The 22,675-nt window shown below is 31.0% G+C and carries 20 protein-coding genes; 9 read left to right on the top strand and 11 right to left on the bottom strand.

Features of this window, described 5'->3' with window-relative positions:
- Positions 1-150 precede the first annotated feature (150 nt).
- The 5 genes from ACEW8E_RS08060 to ACEW8E_RS08040 all read left to right on the top strand — a co-directional run bounded on the left by ACEW8E_RS08060 (position 151) and on the right by ACEW8E_RS08040 (position 3,009).
- A complete protein-coding gene (locus ACEW8E_RS08060) occupies positions 151-1,038 on the top strand; it encodes a SulP family inorganic anion transporter (protein ID WP_373479826.1) in 888 nt (295 codons plus the stop codon).
- A 44-nt stretch (positions 1,039-1,082) separates the two neighbouring features.
- Positions 1,083-1,334 carry a type II toxin-antitoxin system HicA family toxin gene (locus tag ACEW8E_RS08055; protein WP_373479825.1) on the top strand — a complete coding sequence of 84 codons (252 nt, stop codon included), beginning with the start codon at positions 1,083-1,085 and terminating at the stop codon, positions 1,332-1,334.
- Complete coding sequence (locus ACEW8E_RS08050) at positions 1,324-1,569, top strand: type II toxin-antitoxin system HicB family antitoxin (RefSeq protein WP_373479824.1); 246 nt, start codon at positions 1,324-1,326, stop codon at positions 1,567-1,569. The genes ACEW8E_RS08055 and ACEW8E_RS08050 overlap by 11 nt, the downstream gene beginning before the upstream one ends.
- Before the next feature lie 25 nt (positions 1,570-1,594).
- The gene (locus tag ACEW8E_RS08045; RefSeq protein WP_373479823.1) at positions 1,595-2,065 is read left to right on the top strand and encodes a DUF29 domain-containing protein; all 471 of its coding nucleotides are present in this window, start codon (positions 1,595-1,597) and stop codon (positions 2,063-2,065) included.
- Positions 2,066-2,145: 80 nt separating this feature from the next.
- Positions 2,146-3,009 (top strand): universal stress protein, encoded by an 864-nt coding sequence (locus tag ACEW8E_RS08040; RefSeq protein WP_373479822.1) that lies wholly within the window; start codon positions 2,146-2,148, stop codon positions 3,007-3,009.
- Here ACEW8E_RS08040 and rodA read toward each other — a convergent pair.
- Positions 3,006-4,244 carry a rod shape-determining protein RodA gene (rodA, locus tag ACEW8E_RS08035; RefSeq protein ID WP_373479821.1) on the bottom strand — a complete coding sequence of 413 codons (1,239 nt, stop codon included), beginning with the start codon at positions 4,242-4,244 and terminating at the stop codon, positions 3,006-3,008. The two genes, ACEW8E_RS08040 and rodA, sit on opposite strands and share 4 nt — an antisense overlap.
- A 68-nt stretch (positions 4,245-4,312) precedes the next feature.
- Complete coding sequence (locus ACEW8E_RS08030; RefSeq protein ID WP_373479820.1) at positions 4,313-4,522, bottom strand: RNA-binding protein hfq; 210 nt, start codon at positions 4,520-4,522, stop codon at positions 4,313-4,315.
- A 32-nt stretch (positions 4,523-4,554) separates the two neighbouring features.
- Between ACEW8E_RS08030 and dapF the strand changes: the two genes are divergently transcribed.
- On the top strand, positions 4,555-5,394 hold the full coding sequence (dapF, locus tag ACEW8E_RS08025; protein ID WP_373479819.1) for a diaminopimelate epimerase: 840 nt from the start codon (positions 4,555-4,557) through the stop codon (positions 5,392-5,394).
- Positions 5,395-5,524: 130 nt separating this feature from the next.
- Here dapF and ACEW8E_RS08020 read toward each other — a convergent pair whose 3' ends face one another.
- The 9 genes from ACEW8E_RS08020 to ACEW8E_RS07980 all read right to left on the bottom strand — a co-directional run bounded on the left by ACEW8E_RS08020 (position 5,525) and on the right by ACEW8E_RS07980 (position 17,598).
- Positions 5,525-6,253: an HAD family hydrolase gene (locus ACEW8E_RS08020; RefSeq protein ID WP_373479818.1), complete on the bottom strand. Its 729-nt coding sequence runs from the start codon at positions 6,251-6,253 to the stop codon at positions 5,525-5,527.
- A gap of 13 nt (positions 6,254-6,266) precedes the next feature.
- Positions 6,267-6,770 carry a tetratricopeptide repeat protein gene (locus ACEW8E_RS08015; RefSeq protein ID WP_373479817.1) on the bottom strand — a complete coding sequence of 168 codons (504 nt, stop codon included), beginning with the start codon at positions 6,768-6,770 and terminating at the stop codon, positions 6,267-6,269.
- Positions 6,771-6,861: 91 nt separating this feature from the next.
- Complete coding sequence (locus tag ACEW8E_RS08010; RefSeq protein ID WP_373479829.1) at positions 6,862-7,311, bottom strand: YbjN domain-containing protein; 450 nt, start codon at positions 7,309-7,311, stop codon at positions 6,862-6,864.
- Positions 7,312-7,403: 92 nt separating this feature from the next.
- Positions 7,404-10,427 carry an AAA family ATPase gene (locus ACEW8E_RS08005; protein ID WP_373479816.1) on the bottom strand — a complete coding sequence of 1,008 codons (3,024 nt, stop codon included), beginning with the start codon at positions 10,425-10,427 and terminating at the stop codon, positions 7,404-7,406.
- A gap of 315 nt (positions 10,428-10,742) precedes the next feature.
- Positions 10,743-11,747 carry an adenine-specific methyltransferase EcoRI family protein gene (locus tag ACEW8E_RS08000; protein WP_373479815.1) on the bottom strand — a complete coding sequence of 335 codons (1,005 nt, stop codon included), beginning with the start codon at positions 11,745-11,747 and terminating at the stop codon, positions 10,743-10,745.
- 41 nt (positions 11,748-11,788) lie between these two features.
- Positions 11,789-12,082, bottom strand: coding sequence for an EcoRI family type II restriction endonuclease (locus tag ACEW8E_RS07995; RefSeq protein ID WP_373479814.1), 294 nt, complete (start codon positions 12,080-12,082; stop codon positions 11,789-11,791).
- Positions 12,083-12,370: 288 nt separating this feature from the next.
- On the bottom strand, positions 12,371-13,498 hold the full coding sequence (locus ACEW8E_RS07990; RefSeq protein WP_373479813.1) for a glycosyltransferase family 2 protein: 1,128 nt from the start codon (positions 13,496-13,498) through the stop codon (positions 12,371-12,373).
- Positions 13,499-13,614: 116 nt separating this feature from the next.
- Positions 13,615-15,498: a hypothetical protein gene (locus ACEW8E_RS07985; RefSeq protein ID WP_373479812.1), complete on the bottom strand. Its 1,884-nt coding sequence runs from the start codon at positions 15,496-15,498 to the stop codon at positions 13,615-13,617.
- An 87-nt stretch (positions 15,499-15,585) separates the two neighbouring features.
- The gene (locus tag ACEW8E_RS07980; RefSeq protein WP_373479811.1) at positions 15,586-17,598 is read right to left on the bottom strand and encodes a ribonuclease catalytic domain-containing protein; all 2,013 of its coding nucleotides are present in this window, start codon (positions 17,596-17,598) and stop codon (positions 15,586-15,588) included.
- 381 nt (positions 17,599-17,979) lie between these two features.
- On the opposite strand from ACEW8E_RS07980, the gene ACEW8E_RS07975 reads away from it, so the two are divergent.
- The 3 genes from ACEW8E_RS07975 to ACEW8E_RS07965 all read left to right on the top strand — a co-directional run bounded on the left by ACEW8E_RS07975 (position 17,980) and on the right by ACEW8E_RS07965 (position 22,672).
- On the top strand, positions 17,980-18,345 hold the full coding sequence (locus tag ACEW8E_RS07975; RefSeq protein WP_373479810.1) for a nucleotidyltransferase domain-containing protein: 366 nt from the start codon (positions 17,980-17,982) through the stop codon (positions 18,343-18,345).
- Positions 18,346-18,368: 23 nt separating this feature from the next.
- Positions 18,369-18,527, top strand: coding sequence for a HEPN domain-containing protein (locus tag ACEW8E_RS07970; protein ID WP_373479828.1), 159 nt, complete (start codon positions 18,369-18,371; stop codon positions 18,525-18,527).
- 425 nt (positions 18,528-18,952) lie between these two features.
- Complete coding sequence (locus ACEW8E_RS07965; protein WP_373479809.1) at positions 18,953-22,672, top strand: TylF/MycF/NovP-related O-methyltransferase; 3,720 nt, start codon at positions 18,953-18,955, stop codon at positions 22,670-22,672.
- The last annotated feature ends 3 nt before the right edge of the window (positions 22,673-22,675 follow it).

Here is a 22,675-nt window from a genome sequence, read left to right as displayed (position 1 = left end):
AAGTTACGAGCGATCGCTCGTCGGCTCTGGTACACAGCACGCCTCTGTGATAATTTAAGAGAGTAATAAAGATACGTGCGCGTAGCGTGCCTTCGGCATCACCTTATCTAAAAATCATACTTTAATTCAGCAACGCCCTTTAAACTAGACGTGCCAAAAGTAGGAGATATGGGGGAATTACCGACAACTTTACCATTTTTTAGTTTACCTAATGTACCTTTCACCCTCGAAACTCTCAAAATTATTCTACCGACTTCCTTAACTATGGCATTAGTGGGATTATTGGCATCTTTTCTTACTGCATCTTTAGTCGATGAATTGACAGATACTCCTAGCGATAAAAATCGAGAAGCAAAAGGGCAAGGTATTGCTAATATTATCACCTCTTTTTTTTCTGGTATGGCAGGATGTGGCATGATTGGGCAATCGGTTATTAATGTGCAATCGGGCGGTAGAGGGCGATTATCCACATTTTCGGCGGGAATTTTCCTTCTATTCGCTATCCTTATCTTGCAAAATTGGGTTAAAGAGATGCCTATGGGTGCATTAGTAGCGGTGATGATAATGGTATCTGTTGGTACATTTCGTTGGTCATCGGTTACAAATATACCTAAAATACCGCCCACAGAAACCACCGTCATGGCAACTACGATGATTATAACTATCTTGACTCGTAATTTTGCGTTAGGTGTGGTAACTGGTATTATTCTGAGTACAGTGTTTTTCTCCCGTAAAATCGCCAAATTAGTATTCGTGGATAAAGTATTAAGTGAAGACGGTAATCATCGCACTTATAATGTGTCTGGGCAAATTTTCTTTGTATCGGTAGATGAATTTTTAAACCAGTTTGATTTCACAGAATTAGTCGATTTAGTTACTATTAATTTAACTTATGCTCACCTTTGGGATCAAGGTGCAGTAGTGGCTATTGATAAAGTTGTGTTGAAATTTAGGCGTAATGGTGTGCAAGTGGAATTAATCGGCTTAAATGAAGCCAGTGCGACTTTACTGCAAAAATTAGCTACCTATGATAATTAAAGTTGGCAGTAAATCCTGAAAGGTTTTATTTTTAAAAGGAAAATATGGGAAAATTAACCAAATTAATAGAAAAATTCCTTAGAGATCCATCTGAACTGAGTTATGATGATGTTTATTATCTTTTAACTAATTTTGGTTTTCAAGAAGTCTCTATAAAGGTTAGTCATCACAGTTTTCGCAATGATGCAGGTATAAAAATAACTGTACCCAAAAATGGAGGAAAAACAGTTAAAAGAACTTACCTTAAACAAATAGTTATTTTACTAAAATTAGAAGAATATAACAATGATAACTAAAGATAAATTAACAACCTTAGAAGATTATTTAAACCTCAATTATTCTATTACTTTTTATCCTGAAAATGAAGGAGGATATACAGTAGTTATTCAAGATTTACAAGGTTGTATTTCTGAGGGTGATACCCTAGAAGAAGCAATAGAAAATATTTTAGATGCGAAAAAAATATGGTTAGAAACTGCGTGGGAGTATCAAGATATAATTCCTTTACCTTCTACATTAATGAAAAATTAGAGATATTTTTAGGAGTAATAAATCAATGGGTATTAATCTTTATGAACAAGATTTTAATTTATGGTTACAACAAACAATTATATCCTTAGAAAAACAAGATTTTTTAGGTTTAGATCTTAATAATTTAATTGAGGAGTTAAAAGAATTGGGTAAGGCGGATAAAAATGCTCTTGAGAGTAATTTAATGATTTTATTAGCACACTTATTAAAATTAGTTATTCAAAAAGATGCACCAGAAATGATGAGCGGAAGTTGGTATAATTCCGTAATTGAACATCGTAAAAGAGTCAAAAAACAACTAAAAAAAACTCCTTCTCTCAAATCTTATTTACCCTTTGCTTTACAAGAATCATATTTAGATGGTAGAGATATTGCTATAAAAGAGGGAAAAAGAGCTTCTTTTGGTGTCAGAATACCAGATGAATCAGAATATCCTTTAAATTGTCCTTTTACCATAGATGAAATTTTAGATGATGATTTTTATGGTTTTAATTAATATCAATTAATTCTTTTTTATGAAAATATATATCTAATTTCTATGTTTAATTAACTGTATAAAATTTTAAAAATTATATTATGAAAAACATTTTACTATGTACCGATGGTTCAAGTTATGCCGAAAATATCTATAAATATGGTGCATGGATTGCCCAAAAATTAGATGCTGAAATTAATGTTTTATCCGTTACGGATATTCGCACTCAACAAGCAATTTCCACAGGAAATTTAAGCGGTAGTATCGGTTTAGGTGCATCAGATGAACTTTTACAAAAATTAGTAGAATTAGAGCATGAAAAAGCTAAACTTAATCATCAAAGGGCAAAATTAATTTTAAAAACTGCTGAAGAAATTTTAAAAAATGAAGGAATAACTAATATTAAATTAACCCATAAAACAGGTTTTTTAGTAGATAGTTTACAAGAATTTGAACAAAATGCTGATTTAATTATTTTAGGAAAACGAGGAGAAAATGCTGATTTTGCTTCCACTCATTTAGGAGCAAATTTAGATAGAATTATCCGCAGTAGTCATAAGCCTTGTTTTGTTATTCCCCGTGAATTTAATCCTATTGATAAAGTTTTGATTGCCTATGATGGTAGTGTTACTGGTGATAAAATCCTTAAATTTTTAAGAGAAAATCCCTTAGTAAATAATTTAGAATTACACATTTTAACTATTGCTAAAGCTGGAGTAGAAAATACTTATCAAGACAAGTTAAATCAAGCCGTTTCTCAATTAAAAGAAGCAGGTTTTAATACTCAATCTTCTTTATTGCAAGATGATGCAGAAAAAGTAATTTCTAATTATATTACTCAAAATAACATTAATTTCTTGATTATGGGTGCTTATGGTCATAGTCGTATTCGTCATTTAATTATTGGTAGCACAACCGTCCAACTTTTACGCAGTACAACCATTCCTGTATTATTATTCCGTTAATTTTTTGATCTTTTCATTTTTGTTACTGTCATAATTCGTGCCTTTGCTACGGCTTCCACTAAACCAAAAGCAATAAAATTTGTTAGTAAAGATGATCTACCATAACTTAATAAGGGCAAGGGTATTCCTGTAATGGGTGCTAATCCCATCGTCATACCAATATTAATCACCGTTTGAAAGGCTATCATGGCTAATACTCCTATGGCTAATAATGACCCAAAATTGTCTCTTGAGTTCATGGCAATCATCACTAATCGCCAACAAATTAACCAATACACGATTAAGATGGTAATACTTCCGATAAAACCAAATTGATCAGCGATCGCACTATAAATGAAGTCAGTATGTTGTTCGGGAACAAAATTAAGATGAGTCTGGGTAGCGTCAAGAAAACCATTACCGTAAATTTTACCAGAACCGATGGCAATTCTGGACTGTATTAAATGATAACCTCCTCCGAGAGGATCTTTTTCAGGTTCAAGAAATAAAGTTAGACGATCTTTCTGGTAAGGTTTAAGTAAATCCCAAAAAATATGTCCTAATTGTCCTGCACTATAATTCAAGAAGAGGGTAACTAAAGACCAAATATGACGAAAATGATAAGGTAAAGTAAACCATGCAATGAGAATCATGGCAATAATAAAAAGAAGCCATAGAGGAAAAACAAGATTAAATAAAAATGCTGAAAATAAGGGAGATAAAATTAATAAAATCCAACCTAAATTTGCATTAGCCCAATATAACATGGTTAAAGTAATCGCTCCAAAAACTAAACCTGTGCCTAAATCTGGTTGAATCATAATTAATATCCAAGGTAAGGCAACAGTAGTTATTACGGGAAGAAAATGAGCTAATTTTGAAGCATCACGATAATGTAACAATGCAGAAAGAGAAATAATTAAGGCAACTTTAGCAAATTCTGAAGGTTGAAACTGAAAACCGAGTATATTAATCCAACTTTGAGCGCCATTAATAGTTGTACCAGCAAAAATGACCGCTACTAATAATAAATTAGTGATAGTATAGGTTATCCAATGATATTTTAAAAGTAACTCATAGGGATAATTAGATAAAGCAAATAATATAATTGAACCAATCACAACCATAATTAATTGACTTTGCCAATCTGTACCTTGTTTATAAATTTGAGTACTATAAATAATTAAACTACCGAAACCACTAATACCGATAACAAGGGTAATGAGAAACCAATCAAAATTTTTTGTATCATTCACGTCTGCTAATTTATCCTTGAGAAAGTCAAATTAATCAACAAGTTTAACATTGTCTGATCAAAAGTATTTTATTTACTCTTGATGTAGGCAACGGCTTGTATCCAAATCAGGATTTTTTCTTTTTGATTATTTTGAACACAAAAACAATTTTGATCTTGCCAAAGGATTATACCTTCTTCTGTTTGACTTGTCATTAATCCTATTTCTACAGATGTTTGATTCTTGATAAAATTTTGTATTTGTCGGATACTAGGAAAACCTGTGTTAAATACGGGCATAATTATAATTAATTTTTATTTAGGATTTAACTATGAAGTTTACCAAATATCATGGACTCGGTAATGATTTTATTTTAATTGATAATTTATCCTCTCCTCAGCCTCTTCTTTCTCCTGATGATGCCGTCAAGTTGTGCGATCGCCATTTTGGCATTGGTGCGGATGGTGTTATTTTTGCATTACCTTCTGACAATAGTAATGATTATAGTATGCGCATTTTTAATTCTGATGGCTCAGAGCCTGAAATGTGCGGTAATGGTATCCGTTGTTTTGCTCAATTTATTACCGAATTAGAAGGTATTGAAAAAGTAGGTAAAACTTATGGCATTAACACTTTAGCGGGGGTAATTTCTCCCACAATTCAAGGGCATGGGCAAGTTAAAGTAGATATGGGTGAACCACAACTATTAGCACAACAAATTCCCACTACCTTAGCAGAAAAAGACGAAAAAGTCATTAATAAATTATTAGTAGTAAATAATCAAGAGTATTTTGTCAGTTGTGTTAGTATGGGCAATCCTCATTGTTTAGTATTTGTGGATAATATAGATAGTATTGATTTGAGTAGTATTGGTTCTTTATTTGAATGTCATAGTTGTTTCCCTCAAAAAACTAATACTGAATTTATACAAGTCATTAATTCTCATTATCTTAAAATGAAAGTTTGGGAAAGAGGTGCAGGAATTACTTTAGCTTGTGGTACTGGAGCTTGTGCTACGGTTGTTGCTGGTGTTCTTAATAATAAATGTGAGCGTAAAACTACCGTGGAGTTACCCGGAGGATGTTTAGACATAGAATGGTGTGAAAAAGATAATCATATTTATATGACAGGTCCAGCTACGAAAGTATTTGTCGGAGAAGTGGATATTTAGGGTATTAGGTTTAGGGTGTCAGGTTTTTAATAATAAGTTTATAGATTATTCAATATTCTTCCCTGTTTCCTTTCTAACTCCTATCACCTATCTCCCCGTTTCCTTTCTAACTCCTAACACCTATCTCCTATTACCGAGATAATATTTCTGATAAATCGGAGATAACAACATCCGCAGTGTTTAAATGAGATGGTTGAGAAGATTTCCAACAAATACCAATAATACCTCCTGCTTTGGCGTTTTTTGCCATAGCAATATCTCCTTGGGAATCTCCTATCATCAAAGTATTTTCGGGTTTAACTGCTAATTTGTCACAGGCTTGTAAGAATAAGCGAGGATCAGGTTTTGATAAACCACTATCAACACCCATGATTAAATCTATATAATTAGATAATTGATGATGTTGGACAAATTCTTCAACTCCTTTGGTAGTATCGGCGGATAAAATAGCTACTTTTAAACCTTGTTGTTTGAGAGTTTGTAAAACTTCTAAGCTACCAGTGAATAATGGGGAAACTGTAGTACTCTTAGTAAGAGCGTTATTAAAACATTCTTGGGCGATGGCTAAAGATTCAAACCAACTTTTGCCTGTTTCAGCGATATAACCAGCAGCAACGATTTTATTTTCATGATTACTACCCACTGCCATTAAACCTGTGGGATTGAGATAGTCATTTTCGACACCAAAAGCCATGAGTAAAGGCTCATAAACTCCGGGTATTTGAGCATCAATTAATCTTGCTCTTTTAAAAGCTAATTCTCGTAAGAAATTTTCTGAGTCTGCTAGAGTACCATCTTTATCAAAGATAATAGCATCAATATTGTTAAAAATATGATCTTTGCAAGTAATATTTGGCATTAGGAAATAAAATCTAAATAATAAATAAACTGATAACGGTAAGACTAGCGATTCCTAAACTTAACCAAATAAATTGATTGTCTTTAGTATTTACTTTACTTAAATCTACTAATTCTATTTGAGGTTTTGGTTTAATTTTGGTATTAGAATTACTAACACGACGATATTGATTAGAAGTTGGAGAGTTGAAATCGGGAATTTCTGTCATCCATTTTTTGGGACGTTCTAACTGAGGTGCATTGAGAATATATAATAATCTTGACGCTTGTTTTTTCGTCTCTCCATAGGATTCATTAGATAATTCTTGGCATAAGGTGATGGCTTTTTCTGATTCTCCTGCCGCTTGATAGGCAGTAATTAACCACATTTTCGCTTCTCCCCCTAAACGAGAATAAGGAGAAATAAGTTGACAAGCCTGTTCTAATTGCTCGATACTAAGACGATAACGTCCTTGTTCAAAGGCTAATTTACCTGTGTTATATTTTTGGGAAAATTCTGTTTCAGAGAATGAAGTCACGATGAAAATAATTAACAATTAATAATTATCATAATTAGCAATTTTCTCTTTGTCCACTATCTACATCGTTTTTATTCAAGATTTTAATTTTCTATAAATATTCTGATTGTAGTTGATCGTCATATTCATCAGCGATACTAGCTACTAAAGTAATGGCACGGGAAATTTCAGCAGGGGAAAGATCATCTACGGTGCGTTGTGCTGAAACTACAACTTGATTATTAAATATGGAAAAACAAGTTTCAAAAGTACCACTCCAATTAAGTTCTAGTAATTTACGCATCAATTCAGATTCATTTTTAGCGGGTAAAGATAATACACTTGCCCAAACTGTCAATAAATCTTCTTCACTTTCGCCAGTTAATTGCACGAAAACTTCCACACTGCCATACTGAAATTTCCAGACATAGCCATCTTCCGTTGCTTGTACCATGGCACTATCATTTTCTTCTAAGCTAGAAATAACTGTCTCAATTTCTTCTTTGTGACTATTTCTCAAGGGTGTAAATTCTTCAATATTTTCGCTCAAGTTTGTTTGCATTAATTCAGGAGTAGTCATAAGTTTTCCTAGTTTCAGATAACGTCAATACAATATTACACCAAATTTAACTTCTTGGTTTTATCAAATTCAAATTAGGTTGAAAGTTGAATTATCGAACCTTCTTCGGTTTTAGATACTTCTATTCTTGTTTGAAATGCTTCTTTAAATTGAGGCATATGAGTTACGGTTAAGATACAAGCAAAATCATCGGCGATGGCATTTAAGGCTGCAATTAGGCGATCGCAACCTTCAGAATCTTGAGTGCCAAAACCTTCATCGATAATTAAAAATTGTAAAGGAGTACCAGATTTTTGAGCTAAGATACGAGATAATGCTAAACGAATAGAGAAATTGATGCGGAAAGCCTCACCGCCTGAATAGGTTTCATAGGATCTTGTACCTTTAGTGTCAGAAATAATAATCTCTAAAGTATCTTTAAACTGAGAAACAGAGGATTTACTACGACTAGATTTTGGTTTTTGAGTTAAAAATTCGACACTTAATTGGTTATCCGTTAAACGATTTAAAATAAGATTAGCTTCATCTCTGAGTAAAGGTAAAATATTTTCAATCATTAAAGACTGAATACCGTTTTTACCAAAAGCAAGAGTTAATTCGTTATAAATACGATAGTTTTTCTGTGATTCTTGAAAAGAAACTTTTAATTGTTTAAGTTCATTTTGTCTATCTTCTAAATGTGTTAATGATTGTTTTAATCCGCCTATTTTAGTTAAAAAACTATTAATATTTTCTCGATATTGTAAACATTCTTGAGTTAAATTATTTAATTCTTGACTATAATCTTTAAGTTGAGATAACTGATTATTGATGGTCTTAAATGCTTCTTCTCCAACTATTTTTTCTTGGTGATAAATCTCTAAATCTTTAATTAATTGATGTAATTTTTGGATTGATTGGGGATGTTGTTTTTGTGCTTGTTGCAATTCTATATATTTAAGTTGATAACATTGTAAATTGTGTAAATTATTTCTCACATCATTATGATAATTATGATCATAGTTAAGAGTTTTAATGTCTGTGTTTATAACATTTATTTCTAATTGAATAGAAGAATTTTCTGTTAATTGTTGTAAATCAATTTCTAAACTATTAATTTTCGATTCTAAATCTGGTTTTTGGGTTAATAATTTTTGTAATTGGTTTTTTGCATCTTTAATTTTTGACTGTTGATATTCTAATTGACGTAAACTAGATTCTTCTTTTCTTAATAAAGCATGATCTTCTTGATTATAATTTAATTGAGTAATTTTTTCTTCAATTTGTTGTAATTGTATTCGCCAATTATTACCATAATTCTCTGTGTTTAATAATTCAATTAATTTACTTTTTTCTTCTTTATTCTGCTCATATTTATTATAAATATCTTCTGTTAAATCTAACTGATTTTCTACTTTAGCGTAATCTTGTTTTAATAGATTTTCATTAGATAATTCTTCATTTAATTTTGCATATTCACTTCGTAAATTCTCTAAATCTCTTTTACAGTTAACTATTTCAGTTTCATAATGCCAAGATTGTGACTCAATTTGTTTTTGTTCTTCTTCAGTTTTTGTAATAACATGAGTTAAATGATTTTCGTCTAATTCTGATTCACATAATGGACAAATAGCATGATCTTTATTTAATATTTTTAGCTTATTATTTAATTCTAAAATTTGTTTAGCTAGAGTTTTTTGTTGATCAATATATCTATGTATTAAAACTTTTTTTTCTTCTCCTTTTTCTTGAATTCTTTGCTGATAATTTCGACTATCTTCTAAATGTTTTAACTGTTTTTCTAAGGTAAAAAATAACTGTCTTTTTTGAGGTACTTCTGCTAATTTTTCTTGTATATTTAATTCATTTTCTTCTAATTGCTCTAATTTTATTTGTAATTTTGCTCCTTCTTTTTCTAACTCAGTAATATAAGTCTTTTTTTGTTCTGATAAAGCATGAAAATCAGGTTGTATTTGATCTAATTCATTTAATCTTTCACGAACAAAATTTAGTCTGACTAAATCGGCAGTTAAATCACTACTTTTATTAAGAATTTTTTGTAATTCTTTTTCCTGTTTCAATAAGTTTTCAAGATTTGTTTTTTCTTTTTGAATTTCTAAGATTAAGCTATTACTTTCTTCTCTCAATTTTTGCTCTAATTTTTGCTTGACTTCCAACTTTTGTTGATAGATGAAAAATTTTTCACTTAATCCATTATTTTCGATAATTAAATTTTGTAATTGTTCATAATTTAATATAATATTTTCTTCTTCTTCTAAAATAATATTTAATTTATTAATTTCAGTTTCTATGACATTTTTTTCAACATTAATCTGCTGAATTTTATCCCTAATATTATTTAACTGATTTCCTTGGGAAACTAAATTTTTTTCCCATACATCTCGTTGACTATGGTAAGTTTTTATTTCCTGCAATTTTTGATTTTTTTCCTTTTCTAAAGATTCAAAATATTCTAACTCTTTTTCGACATTATTTAACTCTAACTTAGTGGCTTCTTTTTCCTCTAATTTATTTTCTAAATCTTCAATATTTCGACTTATTTCTTCACTGCGAATTTTATATTGTTTAGCTAAATCTTTAGATTCTTCTGCTAATTTCTCATATTGATCTAATTTTAATAAATCTGCCAGAATTTTCTTTCTTTCGGCAGGTTTTCTTAACATAAATTCATCAGCTCTACCTTGTCTTAAATAAGATGAATTAATAAATGTATCATAGTCTATTTTTAGACATTTTACAATATGATCTTGAGTTTCTTTTAAACCTTTTCCTGACAAAGATTTATAGCTATTATTACTAATAATTTGAAAATCTAACGTGCTATTTCCTTTTCTTTGACGGGTGCGAATTATTCTATAATATTCATTATTATAAATAAATTCAAAATCTATTCTTGTATTTTTTTCGCCTAAATGAATAATATCATCATCAGTTACAGTGCGAGTTTTACCCCAAATTGCCCAAGTAATTGCTTCTAAAAGAGATGATTTTCCTGCACCATTTGCCCCACAAATACAAGCGGTATGTAAACCAGAAAAATCTAATTTTGCTTGACGATAACTAAGAAAATTTTGTAAAATTAATTGACGAGGAATCATGATGGTTAAGTAATAGGTAATGAGTAATAGCTATGATTGTTTTAAATTTTATAGAGATAAATAGATGTTAATAAAATAATTATTTGATAGAAATTGACAAAAAATCACATAAATCCTTCTATGAATCAGGTTAACTTATTTCGTGATACTTCAAGAACATTAAGTTGAACTTTTCTTTAAAGTTGATGTATTGTCTCACTTTCATTTCTAGGGTTTAAAGACATCCAAATTTTGCTATGTCTTACTGGTTTACTTAACATGAACCTCTACTCTAACGAAAGCCTTTATCTTAGAATTTCCATTAACCATCTTTACTTAGATTCTTATATTTTCAATTAGTTCATTTTGCATTCGTTTATTTTTGATTAGTATTCTAAAATACGGACATTTTCCATTTATTGATAAATCTTTTTCATCATTCCCTTTTCTGAATTTTATTATTTCAAATTGGTCGGAATTAAATTTATGTAAAAATGTTATTGGCACACCCATAACTCCTTTATAATCTTTCGGTATATTCTGTGTTTTATTAACATTAATTCCATCATAATTATCGTATTTCGGATATTCGGCTTCGTTTCCAAAATATTTTTTTGTAAGAGCAATATCTTCGTGCCGTTTAAAAGTATCTAAGTTAGTTAACCATAGACAATTGTTTGGACAAACTATTCTGTTTCCTAAGTTATCAATCCGAGCCTCTGTTCCATAAAGTTCATAGTGTTCGGGAACAATAAAACCAGAAATACCTCTACCAAGATTTATTCCTAACCACGCCTTGTTTTCTTTAATTAGTTTGAAAATTTCTTTATAGGTTATTGCGTTAATATTGCCAATTATCAAAAACTTTTTATCGTATTTAACTAATTGAGCTACATACTCTCTAAATAATGAAAATGGAGGGTTAGTAACAACAATATCGGATTGCTTTAATAGTTCAGCACTTTCAGCACTACGAAAATCGCCATCCCCTTTAAAGTAAACAATGTCCGCTGAACTTGGTTGGTTTTTTTCTCCCTCTGTACCTGTATATTCAAAGAAAAAACCATTTTCATTTTCTTCTGTATTAAATAAATCACTTACTTGTTCTCTATAACAGGCAGTTATTAATTTTTTAAGACCTAACTCTTTAAAGTTTGAAGCAAAATAATTAAAAAAATTGCTAATTCGAGGGTCATCGCAATTGCAATATACAACCTTATCTTTAAAATGCTTCTTATAATGTTTCAATTCTCTTTCAATATCTGAAAGTTGTGTATAAAACTCGTCACTTTTTGATTTTTTAGCATTTTGTAATAATTCATTTGTTGCATTTCTTGCCATTTTTAACCTTTTTTTCGATACAATAAATCTTTTGTTTTTAATTATTTACTTTTGGTTATCTGATTAAATATTTCACTGCCTAATATTTGGAGAGAGGTTTTAGAAATTTCAAGCATAATATCAAACATTTCTTTGGGATTCCATTTTTCTCCATTTCCTTGTGTATAAATAGATGCGGCTTGAAGCATTATTGTTTTGTCTTTATGATTAATAAACTTATTGTTACACAAATTGGTGTTAATTGGCATTCCATAATTTGCTGAAGTCAATCTATCTAAACCTTGAGACTTTTTATGTTGAGTCGTTAATCTTTTTGATTGATTCTTTTTAGACATATTGTGTCTTTTCCTTACTTAAATTTCCACTTTCTGCTACAAGTAATGTATGTATAACTTATAATTCTATCGCAATTGCGGTCTAACTCCATCTAACTAGAAATATTCCCGCATTTGCTACTTAATTATTCTTTAGAAAAATGATAGGATTTAATAAATTTCTTTTTGACTTTTACTATAAAACTAAAAATGCGATGACCAATTACGGTATTAGATATTGATTGATTTATCAAAATTTTCGTTTTGTGGAATAGCATCTTACCTGTCATTTGTAATTCTTAACTGTTTTTACTTTGTTTTTAATTGAAAAATACTGAGGAAAAAACTGGCAAAAATTATTTGCAACCCCAAGGCTATCGCCGTAACAGAAGGAATAACTAAACGCATAGTTAAGACAGGGTTTAATGCCGTGAAATCTGTTGCTTTCCATTGAAACAAGGCTAAAATTGAAGTAATACCCCCTAATAAAAATAAAATTGTACCAAAAATTAACCCCTGTTCTAAGGTAAAATAATTAATAAATTTTAATAACTTTTTATCCTGTGGTAATAATCCTTCTTGAATAGCATAAACTTTAGTAAAAATCGCAAAACTAACCAACTGAAAACCGATAATAATTGCAGTAGAAGAATATAATAAACTGTGAACTCTGGGACTAGCTAATAATATAATAGTACTTATTAATCCTAAAATGATCAGAAAAAATCCGGGATAAAGAAATAACCAACGAGGACTATATAATAATAAAAATCGTAAATGTCGCCAACCGTCACGCCATGTGCGTAAATGGGGTTTACGAGAGCGTCCATCAGGTGATAAAGTAGTGGGAACTTCTGTTATTTTTAATCCGTTTAAGGTAGATTTTACTACCATTTCCGATGCAAATTCCATGCCAGTAGTGCGTAAATTTAAACCCAAAATCGCCTGTTTACGAAATCCCCTCAAACCACAGTGAAAGTCATTACATTGGCTACGAAAAAATAATTTACCTAACCATGTTAATACGGGATTACCTAAATATTTATGTAGAAATGGCATCGCATTAGGTTTTATTCCTCCTTTGAAACGATTTCCCATGACTAAATCAAAGCCACCTCGCAATTTTTCAACAAAAGGATTTAGATTCGTAAAGTCATAACTATCATCAGCATCTGCCATAATGATAAACTCTCCTTTTGCTGCCACAATTCCTCCCATAATCGCACTACCATAACCTTTTTCTGTGACATTAACTAAGGTTGCACCCATTTTGATAGCAATTTCCTGCGAACCATCATCACTACCATTGTCAGCAATGAGTACTTCTCCTGTTATATGATATTCTTGTAAATACCATTGTGCTTTTTCAATGCAAGTAGCAAGAGTTTCTGCTTCATTAAGACAAGGCATGATAATTGACAATTCGAGAGAATCCATTTAATGAATAATGAATAATGAATAATGAATAATTAAGAATTAAGAATTAAGAATTAAGAATTAAGAATTAAGAATTAATGTTTTCCGATTATTCTAATTTCCTAGTCTTAACACTACTATTTTTTATATATTATAGGTCGATTGCCGCATTTTTTTCGCACTTCTTCTTCACTATAACTAAATTCGGCTTTAACTGAATAATTTTTTCCTTCATGAAATTGAGAATTGTATAAAAAAGTTAGAGGAGTAAAACCCACTAAACAAGCCTCTTTTTTTTCTTCTAATATAGCGATAACTTCTGGATTGACACGATTATCATTATTCATAAATTTGTCTAAAGACATAGGATTTGGATAAGTATAATCCCAACGAGTAGAGATAACAAAAATCATCATAACTATGATACCAACATAACCATAATTTTGAGGTTTTAACCATGAATTTTTCGTTAATTGATAATGCTGTAAAAGTAAATATAAATTGAGAGTTATTAAAATTATAATCCAATACATATAGTATCTTAATTGATAAGAAAAAGGCAAAAAAGGAGTAACTAAACTCATAATAATTACCATCCCTAAAGCAACTCTTGTTTCTGGGTTATTCTTACTACATAAAAAAGCAAATAAAATAACATTAAAAACAACATAAATAGCAAAATATCCTCCCATACCAAAAGTATCAGCATCTAAAGGCACATAATCCATTGCAATTGTCCATTTCCATGGCCTCCTTTCGTCAAAAGCACCTATTTCTAAGAGAGAAAAAAGCCATCTTTGTATGGGTAACATTGCCTCAATTTTATCTGACATATAATCTTCACTAGGCACAACAGTATGATTTAATTCATAGCCAAAAATAGTTATTTTTAAAGGATAAAAAGGATTTTGATAAATAACTAAATTTTTAAATGATGTCAAGAAAATGATAATATTTGCCCCTATCATAGTAATAATTAAAGTCAGAATATTTTTAACTTTATTAACAGGATTAAAACGATACCAAATCAACCATAAAATTCTAACAAACACAAAAAATATTACCAAGACTAAAGGAGGCACTAATAAATATTTACTGTTACCAGCAATAAAGCCTCCTAAAATAAATATAGAGACATTTTTATAGTTAATAAAGTCTTCTTTTAAATATAATAAATAAGTTATTATTAAAGCGATCGCAAAACCTACATTAGTTAATAAATCAACATAACAACTGGTAGCTGCAATGTGAATTAAAGGCACAGCTAAAATAGAAATAACTGATAAATAATAGGGAATTTTAAGATAATTTTTGATAAAAATAAAATAACCAATTAAACTTAAAAAACTAACTAAATTAGCACCTTGAGGGCGTTTTATACCAAACAAATACCAGAAAAAACCTTGTAAAATATTAGGCAACATCGTAGAGGTATTAAAAAAAGGTTCTCTTTCTGCTTCAAACATATATTGTTCAGGGGAAACCAAACCCCAAAAACGGGCAGCAAAAGGTAATTGATACATCCAAGTATCACCACTAATCCAATCTACGGCTACTAAACTTTTGATGAATAAAAAACTGATAATAATAGTGGCAAAAAGTTGTAAAGTTTGAGTATTTGTGATGTTAATAATAGCCTTAATAAAAGATGGTAATTCAGGTAACTTATTTAAGTTTTTAGCTAAAGATATTTTTAAACAAATAAAACCCATAACGAGAAAAATAATTCTCACATAACGAAAATTTCTACCTAAATTTAAGCTATAACCAACTAAACCTAATAAAAAACCAAAAGCGATAAGATTTAAACCTAGTAAAATTAACTTATTTTCTTTAAACATAATAGATAAATTATAAGATAAAAAAGTAAACTTACCTTGATAAATTAACCAGCTAATGACACTAATAATAATAGCAATAAAAGCACTAATTAAAGGTACTAACATAAGAGAAAATTTAGAATTGATAGGTAGGGGTAATTCATCAATTACCTTACGGATAGTTAATTGCTTAAGCAACATTATCAGGATTATCGAATTTTGTAAATCCTGCTTTTAATTGTTAATTATTAATTGTTAATTTTTAATTCCCCGTTTCCTTTCTAATTCCTAATTACTTATTGCTTCTTTAAAACGAATTTCATCCCGTTGAGGATCGCAGAAATGTACTTGTAACTTTAATTGTTCTCCTATTTTTGGAATACGATCGAAACGATGAGCAAATTCTAATCCTAAATCTTCCAATAAAATTAAAGCCAAATTATCATCTTCTCGTAACCAACGCAACACTAAACCATGCCAAATTTCGTTACTATATTTCTGTAAATATTGTAAACTCCAATAGCGATTTGTTTGTCTTTCTACTAATACAGCCTCAGAAGAAGTACTCATTACTTCGAAAATAATTTCCTGCATTTGATCTCGTTGAAAAGGAAAATTATCGCCTCGTAAATGTGCTTTAATTTGAAAATGAGCCAGTAAATCTGTATAACGTCGGATAGGTGAAGTAACCTGAGTATAGGTTTCCAACCCTAAACTAGCATGACGGGCGGCGGATAAACCTGTTTCACTTTTTGGCATACAACGTCTTAGAGCGCATGATCTTACAGGACCAGGCGGTAAAAGTATTAACTCTTCTTCTGGAGGTAATTCAGGTTGAGGTTGACTCCTAAAAGCGACAGGGATACTATGTTCTTGACAATACCTACCGGCTACTTCCCCGGCTAATATCATCATTTCCGCTACTAATGAACGAGAAAAAGAAGGATCTAATAATTCAATCGTAACATCTTCATTATCTTTCACTTTAATAATAGCTTCTGGCATAGAAATCATCACAGATCCATTATCTTTGCGCCACTGCGATCGCTTTTTCGCAGCTTCGGCTAACTGTTTGACTTCTTTTTCTGCTTGAATATCCAAATGTAGCATTTCATCAACATCATGATAGGTTAAGCGATAAGTGGGTTTGATGAGAGTAGCATGAATTTTATAGTCTAAAACTGCACCATCATCCTTAAGAGTAACCCCAAAACTTAATGCAGGGCAAATTTGACCTTGAATTAAACTCATCGGTCCTGTAGCTAATTCTGGAGGAAACATGGGAATCATTCCAGTGGGTAGGTATAAACTGGTACTACGTTTACGCGCTTCTCGGTCTAAACTATCATCGGGATTGATTAAACGAGTAGGATCAGCTATATGTATCCAATAACGTAAAATACCATCCTCTTGTGTTTCTACACTTAAACCATCATCAATTTCTTCCGTACTTTCATCATCTATAGTATATACTTTTTGATGAGTTAAATCGAGTCTAGGGTTAAGATCAACTATAGCACCAGCGGAAATTTTTTCTAATAAAGAATGAGCCACTTCGGACACCTGTAGTGGGAAATAATTAGGGTAAGAACTACGTCGTAAAAATATATTTTCGTGTTTATCCCATAGTTTTAAGTCTATCAGTAATTGCACCGCAGAATCGCCACTTTTTTGTCTGCCAAGAGATTCTAAAATATCTTGTGCTTGTTTCGGTGGGTTATCTGGTTGTAAAGCATATTTTTCTAAAAAGTTAAGTTTCAGAGAATCTCCTTCTTCCCACTTAAAACTTTCTCCTTGTAAAGCCTGTTTCAGTTTATTGATAAATCCTTCTTTTTCTTCTTTTTTTTGCCTTTCTATGTCAATTTGATGCTTAATTTCTTCTACCTGATGGAAAGAACGAGGCTCATAAATATCACCTTTTCTCTTAAAATAAATTTTATCATCAGACAAAAGAATATGTGCGGCGTAACATACCGCAGGAGTTTCTTCAGAAAAAATTAAAGAGGCTAATTCTGATGGTGTTACGGGGGTAGAATCTTCTACTAATAATTCCCATGCTATTTCTAAGTTAGATTCATCTAAATACGGAATTATCTCCTCTTTAAATTGAGGTATTTCTGAGTATTTAAAAAATTGTCCTTTAATTTGATAATCAACTCTCTGAGGGCGAATTTTATGGGGATTTCCTTTTTCATCTATGACAATCCAGTCTTTTTTCCCCTCTGGTTTTTCCACTACAGCTAAACGGCGATCACGGGTATCACCATTAACTCTAAATTCAACTAAAGTACCTTTTTCCACCCTTTCAGTCCTTAATCTTTAACTCGGTAATTCTATCTAATGTACCATTATTTGTCTCTCCTCGTGCCGATAAGAATTATGATGAGAAGTATTCTTCATACTTTTTCTTGTCGTTTATATGGCTTAAGGAGATAAAATTAACATCAATCAACCCCATACCAGCAAAAATCTTGAGGCTTCTTTGTAATAAAACTTAACTAAAAGCTAGATCGACTCTTTACCGATATATAATAATTTAGAAAATAGTTAATTGTTATTCAAAGATTTTCTTAATAATGCTTAATCCAGAAATGTCTCTTGTTTTTAAAGTCTTAAATTTGCTAGGCTTAACGATAAACTTGAGGGTAAAATGCTAAATATGATTAAAAGATGTGAAAAAAGATGAAAACGATCATATTTAAAACCACTCAATATTTTGTAAATAATAACTTGATTAGTCAAGGAGAAATTTTGACAAAAATCAAGAATTTTATTCAAGAATTATATCAAGATGAATTAGACAAAATAATTTTATTTGGTTCTCGTGCTAGAGGCGATTATCGACACGATTCTGATTATGATATTTTAATCGTCTTAAAAAATGAATTTAACTATTCCCAAGAAATTGAAAAAACTAGCAATTCCATAGCTAAATTATCTTTAAATTATGATTTGGTAATATCCCGTTCATTTACTAATAGTTGCGACTATAGTAATAGTAAAACTCCATTTTTTCTGAATGTAAAAAGAGAAGGAATAGTTTTATGATTAAAGAGCAATAATATTTATTAATTAAAGCTGAAAGAAGTTTAAATGCCGCTCAAGAATTAAATCAAAAAGACTATCCTGAATTTGCTACTTCCAGAGCTTATTATGCTATGTTTTATGTAGCTGAGGTATTGCTTTTAGAGGAGGATTTATCGTTTTCCAGTCATTCTGCGGTAATCTAGGCCGTTGGGAAACACTTAGTTAAAAGTAATAAAATTCCTTCTCAATATCATCGTTATTTAATTGATGCTCAAGATCAAAGAAATCGAGGCGATTACGACATTAACCCAAACCTAAATAAAAATGATGCTGATAGGTTTATTTCTCAAGCTGAAGAAATGTTACAATTTGCCAGAGAATATTTAAGTTAATATATATCAGTATGTGGTGGGAATGATGATACGCTCTAAGATTTACTAACTATATTACTTATTTACAAAACTTAACTTTCTGTTAATCAACTAGAACTTACATAAAAAACTCATATTGATTTTACTACAGAATCAAAATTAAAATATCCAGATAAAATTTTTTTTCTAACAATGGAATACTTTTATGTTTAGAAAAAGAATCTAATAAAAAATATCAACAAAAAACTAAAATACAGATGAATAATAATTCTTTAGAATATCAACTTACTCAAGCTAATCAATATTTTAATAAACAAGAATTTAGTAAAGCATCGCAACTATATTTACAATTAATTAACGAAAATCCTCAATTAAAACAAAGTTTATCTATTCGTTTTGCTCATTGTTTAATTTTAGAAGCCAATTGGGAAAAAATATCCAGTAATTTAATTCAAGGCATCAATTATTTATCTACTTCAGGTTGGCTTAATTCACTCTTTCAAGGTAAGCCCATTAACTCTGAAAATCAACCCATTCCTTGGTACACTTATCCTGCTATTGAATTTTTAGAAGATAAAATAAAGCCTGATTCTATAGTGTTTGAATTTGGTGGCGGAAACTCTACTTTATGGTGGGCTAGTAAAGCAAAACAAGTAATTTCTATTGAAAGCGATCGAGGTTGGTATGATCAAATTAAACAACAAATGCCCGATAATGTGCAATTAAATTTAGAAGTTGATGAAAAAAAATATCCAGATTTTATTAATCAATATCCTGATCAATATTTTGATGTAATTATTGTTGATGGAATTAATAGAAATAGTTGTTTAGAAAATAGTTTAAATAAACTTAAAAATAATGGCTTATTAATTTTTGATAATACTGATAGACATGACTATGATTTATCTTTAAAATTGCTCTTATCTCAAGGTTATAAAAGAATTGATTTTTACGGCTTAATTCCCAGTTATACTTATAAAAATTGTACATCTTTATTCTTTAAATCCACAGAAATTTTAGAAACAAAAACCTTACCTAGTGACAAAAAATCTTGTCTAGGTAAATCTTGTATGCAAATTACTAACCCCAAACCAATAAATATGAATAACTATCAAGATGATGATAACTGGCAATTAACAACCCCTGTCGCTTTATTAATCTTCAATCGCCCCGATACCACTGCCAGAGTTTTTGAAGCTATCCGTCAAGCAAAACCGCCTAAATTATTAGTAGTTGCCGATGGTGCAAGGGTTGATAAAACTGGAGAAGCGGAAAAATGTGCCCAAGCAAGGGCAATTATTAATCAAGTGGATTGGGAATGTGAAGTATTAACTAACTATTCCGATGTTAATTTAGGCTGTCGTAAACGAGTTAGTAGCGGTTTAGATTGGGTATTTGAGCAAGTAGAAGAAGCGATAATTTTAGAAGATGACTGTCTTCCTCATCCTACCTTTTTCCGTTATTGTCAAGAATTATTAGAGAAATATCGTGATGATGAACGGATTATGATGATTTCTGGTAATAACTTCCAATTTGGACGAAAAAGAGACGAATATAGTTATTATTTCTCCCGTTATGGACATTGTTGGGGTTGGGGAAGTTGGCGTAGAGCATGGACAAAATATGATGATTCAATGGAATTATGGACACAATTAAGAGATCATAACTGGTTAAAAGACGTTTTAGAAAATGATGAAGCAGTTACTTATTGGTCAAGAATACTTCAAGCTGTTTATGAAGGTTTTAGTAGTTGGGCATATATTTGGCAATATACTCTATGGCTTAATAATGGTTTAACTATTTTACCCAATGTGAATTTAGTTTCTAATATCGGTTTTGGTTCTGGTACTCATACAAATAACATCGATAATAAAGCTAATATGCAGGTAAAAGCCTTAGATTTTCCTTTAAATCATCCTTCTTTTATCATTAGAAATACTCAGGCAGATAATTTTACTCAACAAACAATATTTGGAGGTATTTCTCAGGTACAAGTAACCAATCAAGAACAAAAAATATCCATTGAAGATATAGTTAAGATAATTAATAATAATCCAGATCAAAATACTTTAGATATTGTTAATTCTCATTCTACTCATAACATTGGAATGAATTATGCTCAAGGGATTATCTTAGCTAAACAGGGAAAAATTAATGAAGCTGTTCACAATTTAGATATTTTATTGAGTTATTATCCTTATCACAAAAAAGGTATAGCTTTAAGAAAAGAATTAACTAAAAATATTCAGGATAAGCAGATCATTTATAGTTCTATTTTAGATAATGTTGAATCGCTTTTAATGCAAAATAAAATAGGAGAAGCCTTTAAAATTCTTAATGAAACGAAAGCTAAAAAACAACCAATTTTAGGGTTAGATTATTTAAGAGCAAAATGTTTTTTACAAATAAAACAACCAGCTTCTTCTATTCAATGTCTATATGAAGAATTACGCTATTTTCCTGACAATAATCAAGCAAAAATACTTCTTGAGCAATTATTAAACCAATATCCTCAATTTGTAGCTCATCAAATTGATGATCGAGAATTTCAAGGATTATATCAAGCTATTCAACCCTATACGATGCTCAGTGAAGCTCGGTTATATTCATTATTTACCCTAGTTAAACGGGTGTGTATCGAAGATATAGCCGGTAATTTTGTTGAATGTGGAGTTGCTGGAGGTGGTTCAACAGGATTAATTTCCGCTATTGTTAAACGTTATACTAAACAACCTCGTCAAGTTTATGCTTTTGACTCTTTTGAAGGAATGCCAAACCCCACAGATAAAGATAAATCTAGCGGTATTATGGCGGAGTTGACAGGATGGGGTACGGGTACTTGCGCCGCGCCCGAAGCCAGTGTAACAGAAATTTGTCAGAAATTAGGCTCTTTTGATGTTGTCACCCTCGTTAAAGGTTATTTTGAGGATACGTTGCAAAAAATGCGAGATCAATTAGGAGTAATTGCCTTTTTACACATGGATGGTGATTGGTATTCATCCACCCAAGCCATCATCAATAACTTATATCACTATGTTTCTCCTTATGGCTATATTCAAATTGATGATTATGGATTTTGGGAAGGTTGTCGCCAAGCCGTTACAGAATTTCAACAACAAAATAACCTTAAATTTAACTTAAATGTCATCGACAGTACAGGTGTATGGTTTGCAAAGTCGGAAGTTACCCCATTAAATCCCATTACACCCCCTCAACAACCCACCAGCAAACTAAAATGGCTTAACCTCGGTTGCGGAGGATGTTTTCACCCTGACTGGACAAATGTTGACTTTAACCGCACGGGAGAAGCCGTTATCCCCCATAATTTACTTAAAGGTATTCCTTTTGATAATAATAGCTTTGAAGTAGTTTATCACTCCCATTTATTGGAACATTTACCCAAAAACGAAGCCCAACCCTTCCTCGCAGAATGCTATCGAGTCTTACAACCTAACGGTATTATTCGAGTGGTTATCCCCGATTTAGAACAAATTGCCCGACTTTACCTCCAATCCCTAGAAAATGCCTTAAACGGCTCAGAAAATGACGCGCATAACTATAATTGGTTGATGCTAGAAATGTATGATCAAGTGGTGCGTAACGAGTCTGGCGGTGATATGAAACGCTATCTCGCCCAAAATCCTCTACCTAACCCAGAATTTATTATCGATCGTTTTGGGGTAGAAGGAGAAATGTTAATCAAAGCCTTTCAAGGTAGAAACTTTCCCAGTAAATCCTTAGCGGAATTAAACCCCACCCAAATCGGACAATTTCGCCAAGGGGGAGAAGTGCATCAATGGATGTATGACAGATATTCCCTCAAAGTTTTATTAGAAAAAGTCGGCTTTGTCGATGTGAAAGTTTGTCAAGCCAATGAATCAAGGATTAATGGTTTTAATAACTATAATTTAGATGTTTTGCCTGATGGAAAAGTGCGCAAAAGTGACTCATTATTTATGGAGGGAGTCAAGCCTTAGAAT

The sequence above is a fragment of the Geminocystis sp. genome (genome assembly GCF_041753295.1).
Classification (GTDB): Bacteria; Cyanobacteriota; Cyanobacteriia; order Cyanobacteriales; family Cyanobacteriaceae; genus Geminocystis.
Note: the sequence above shows the minus strand (reverse complement) of the source record. Positions and strands in the feature narration are given on the sequence as shown.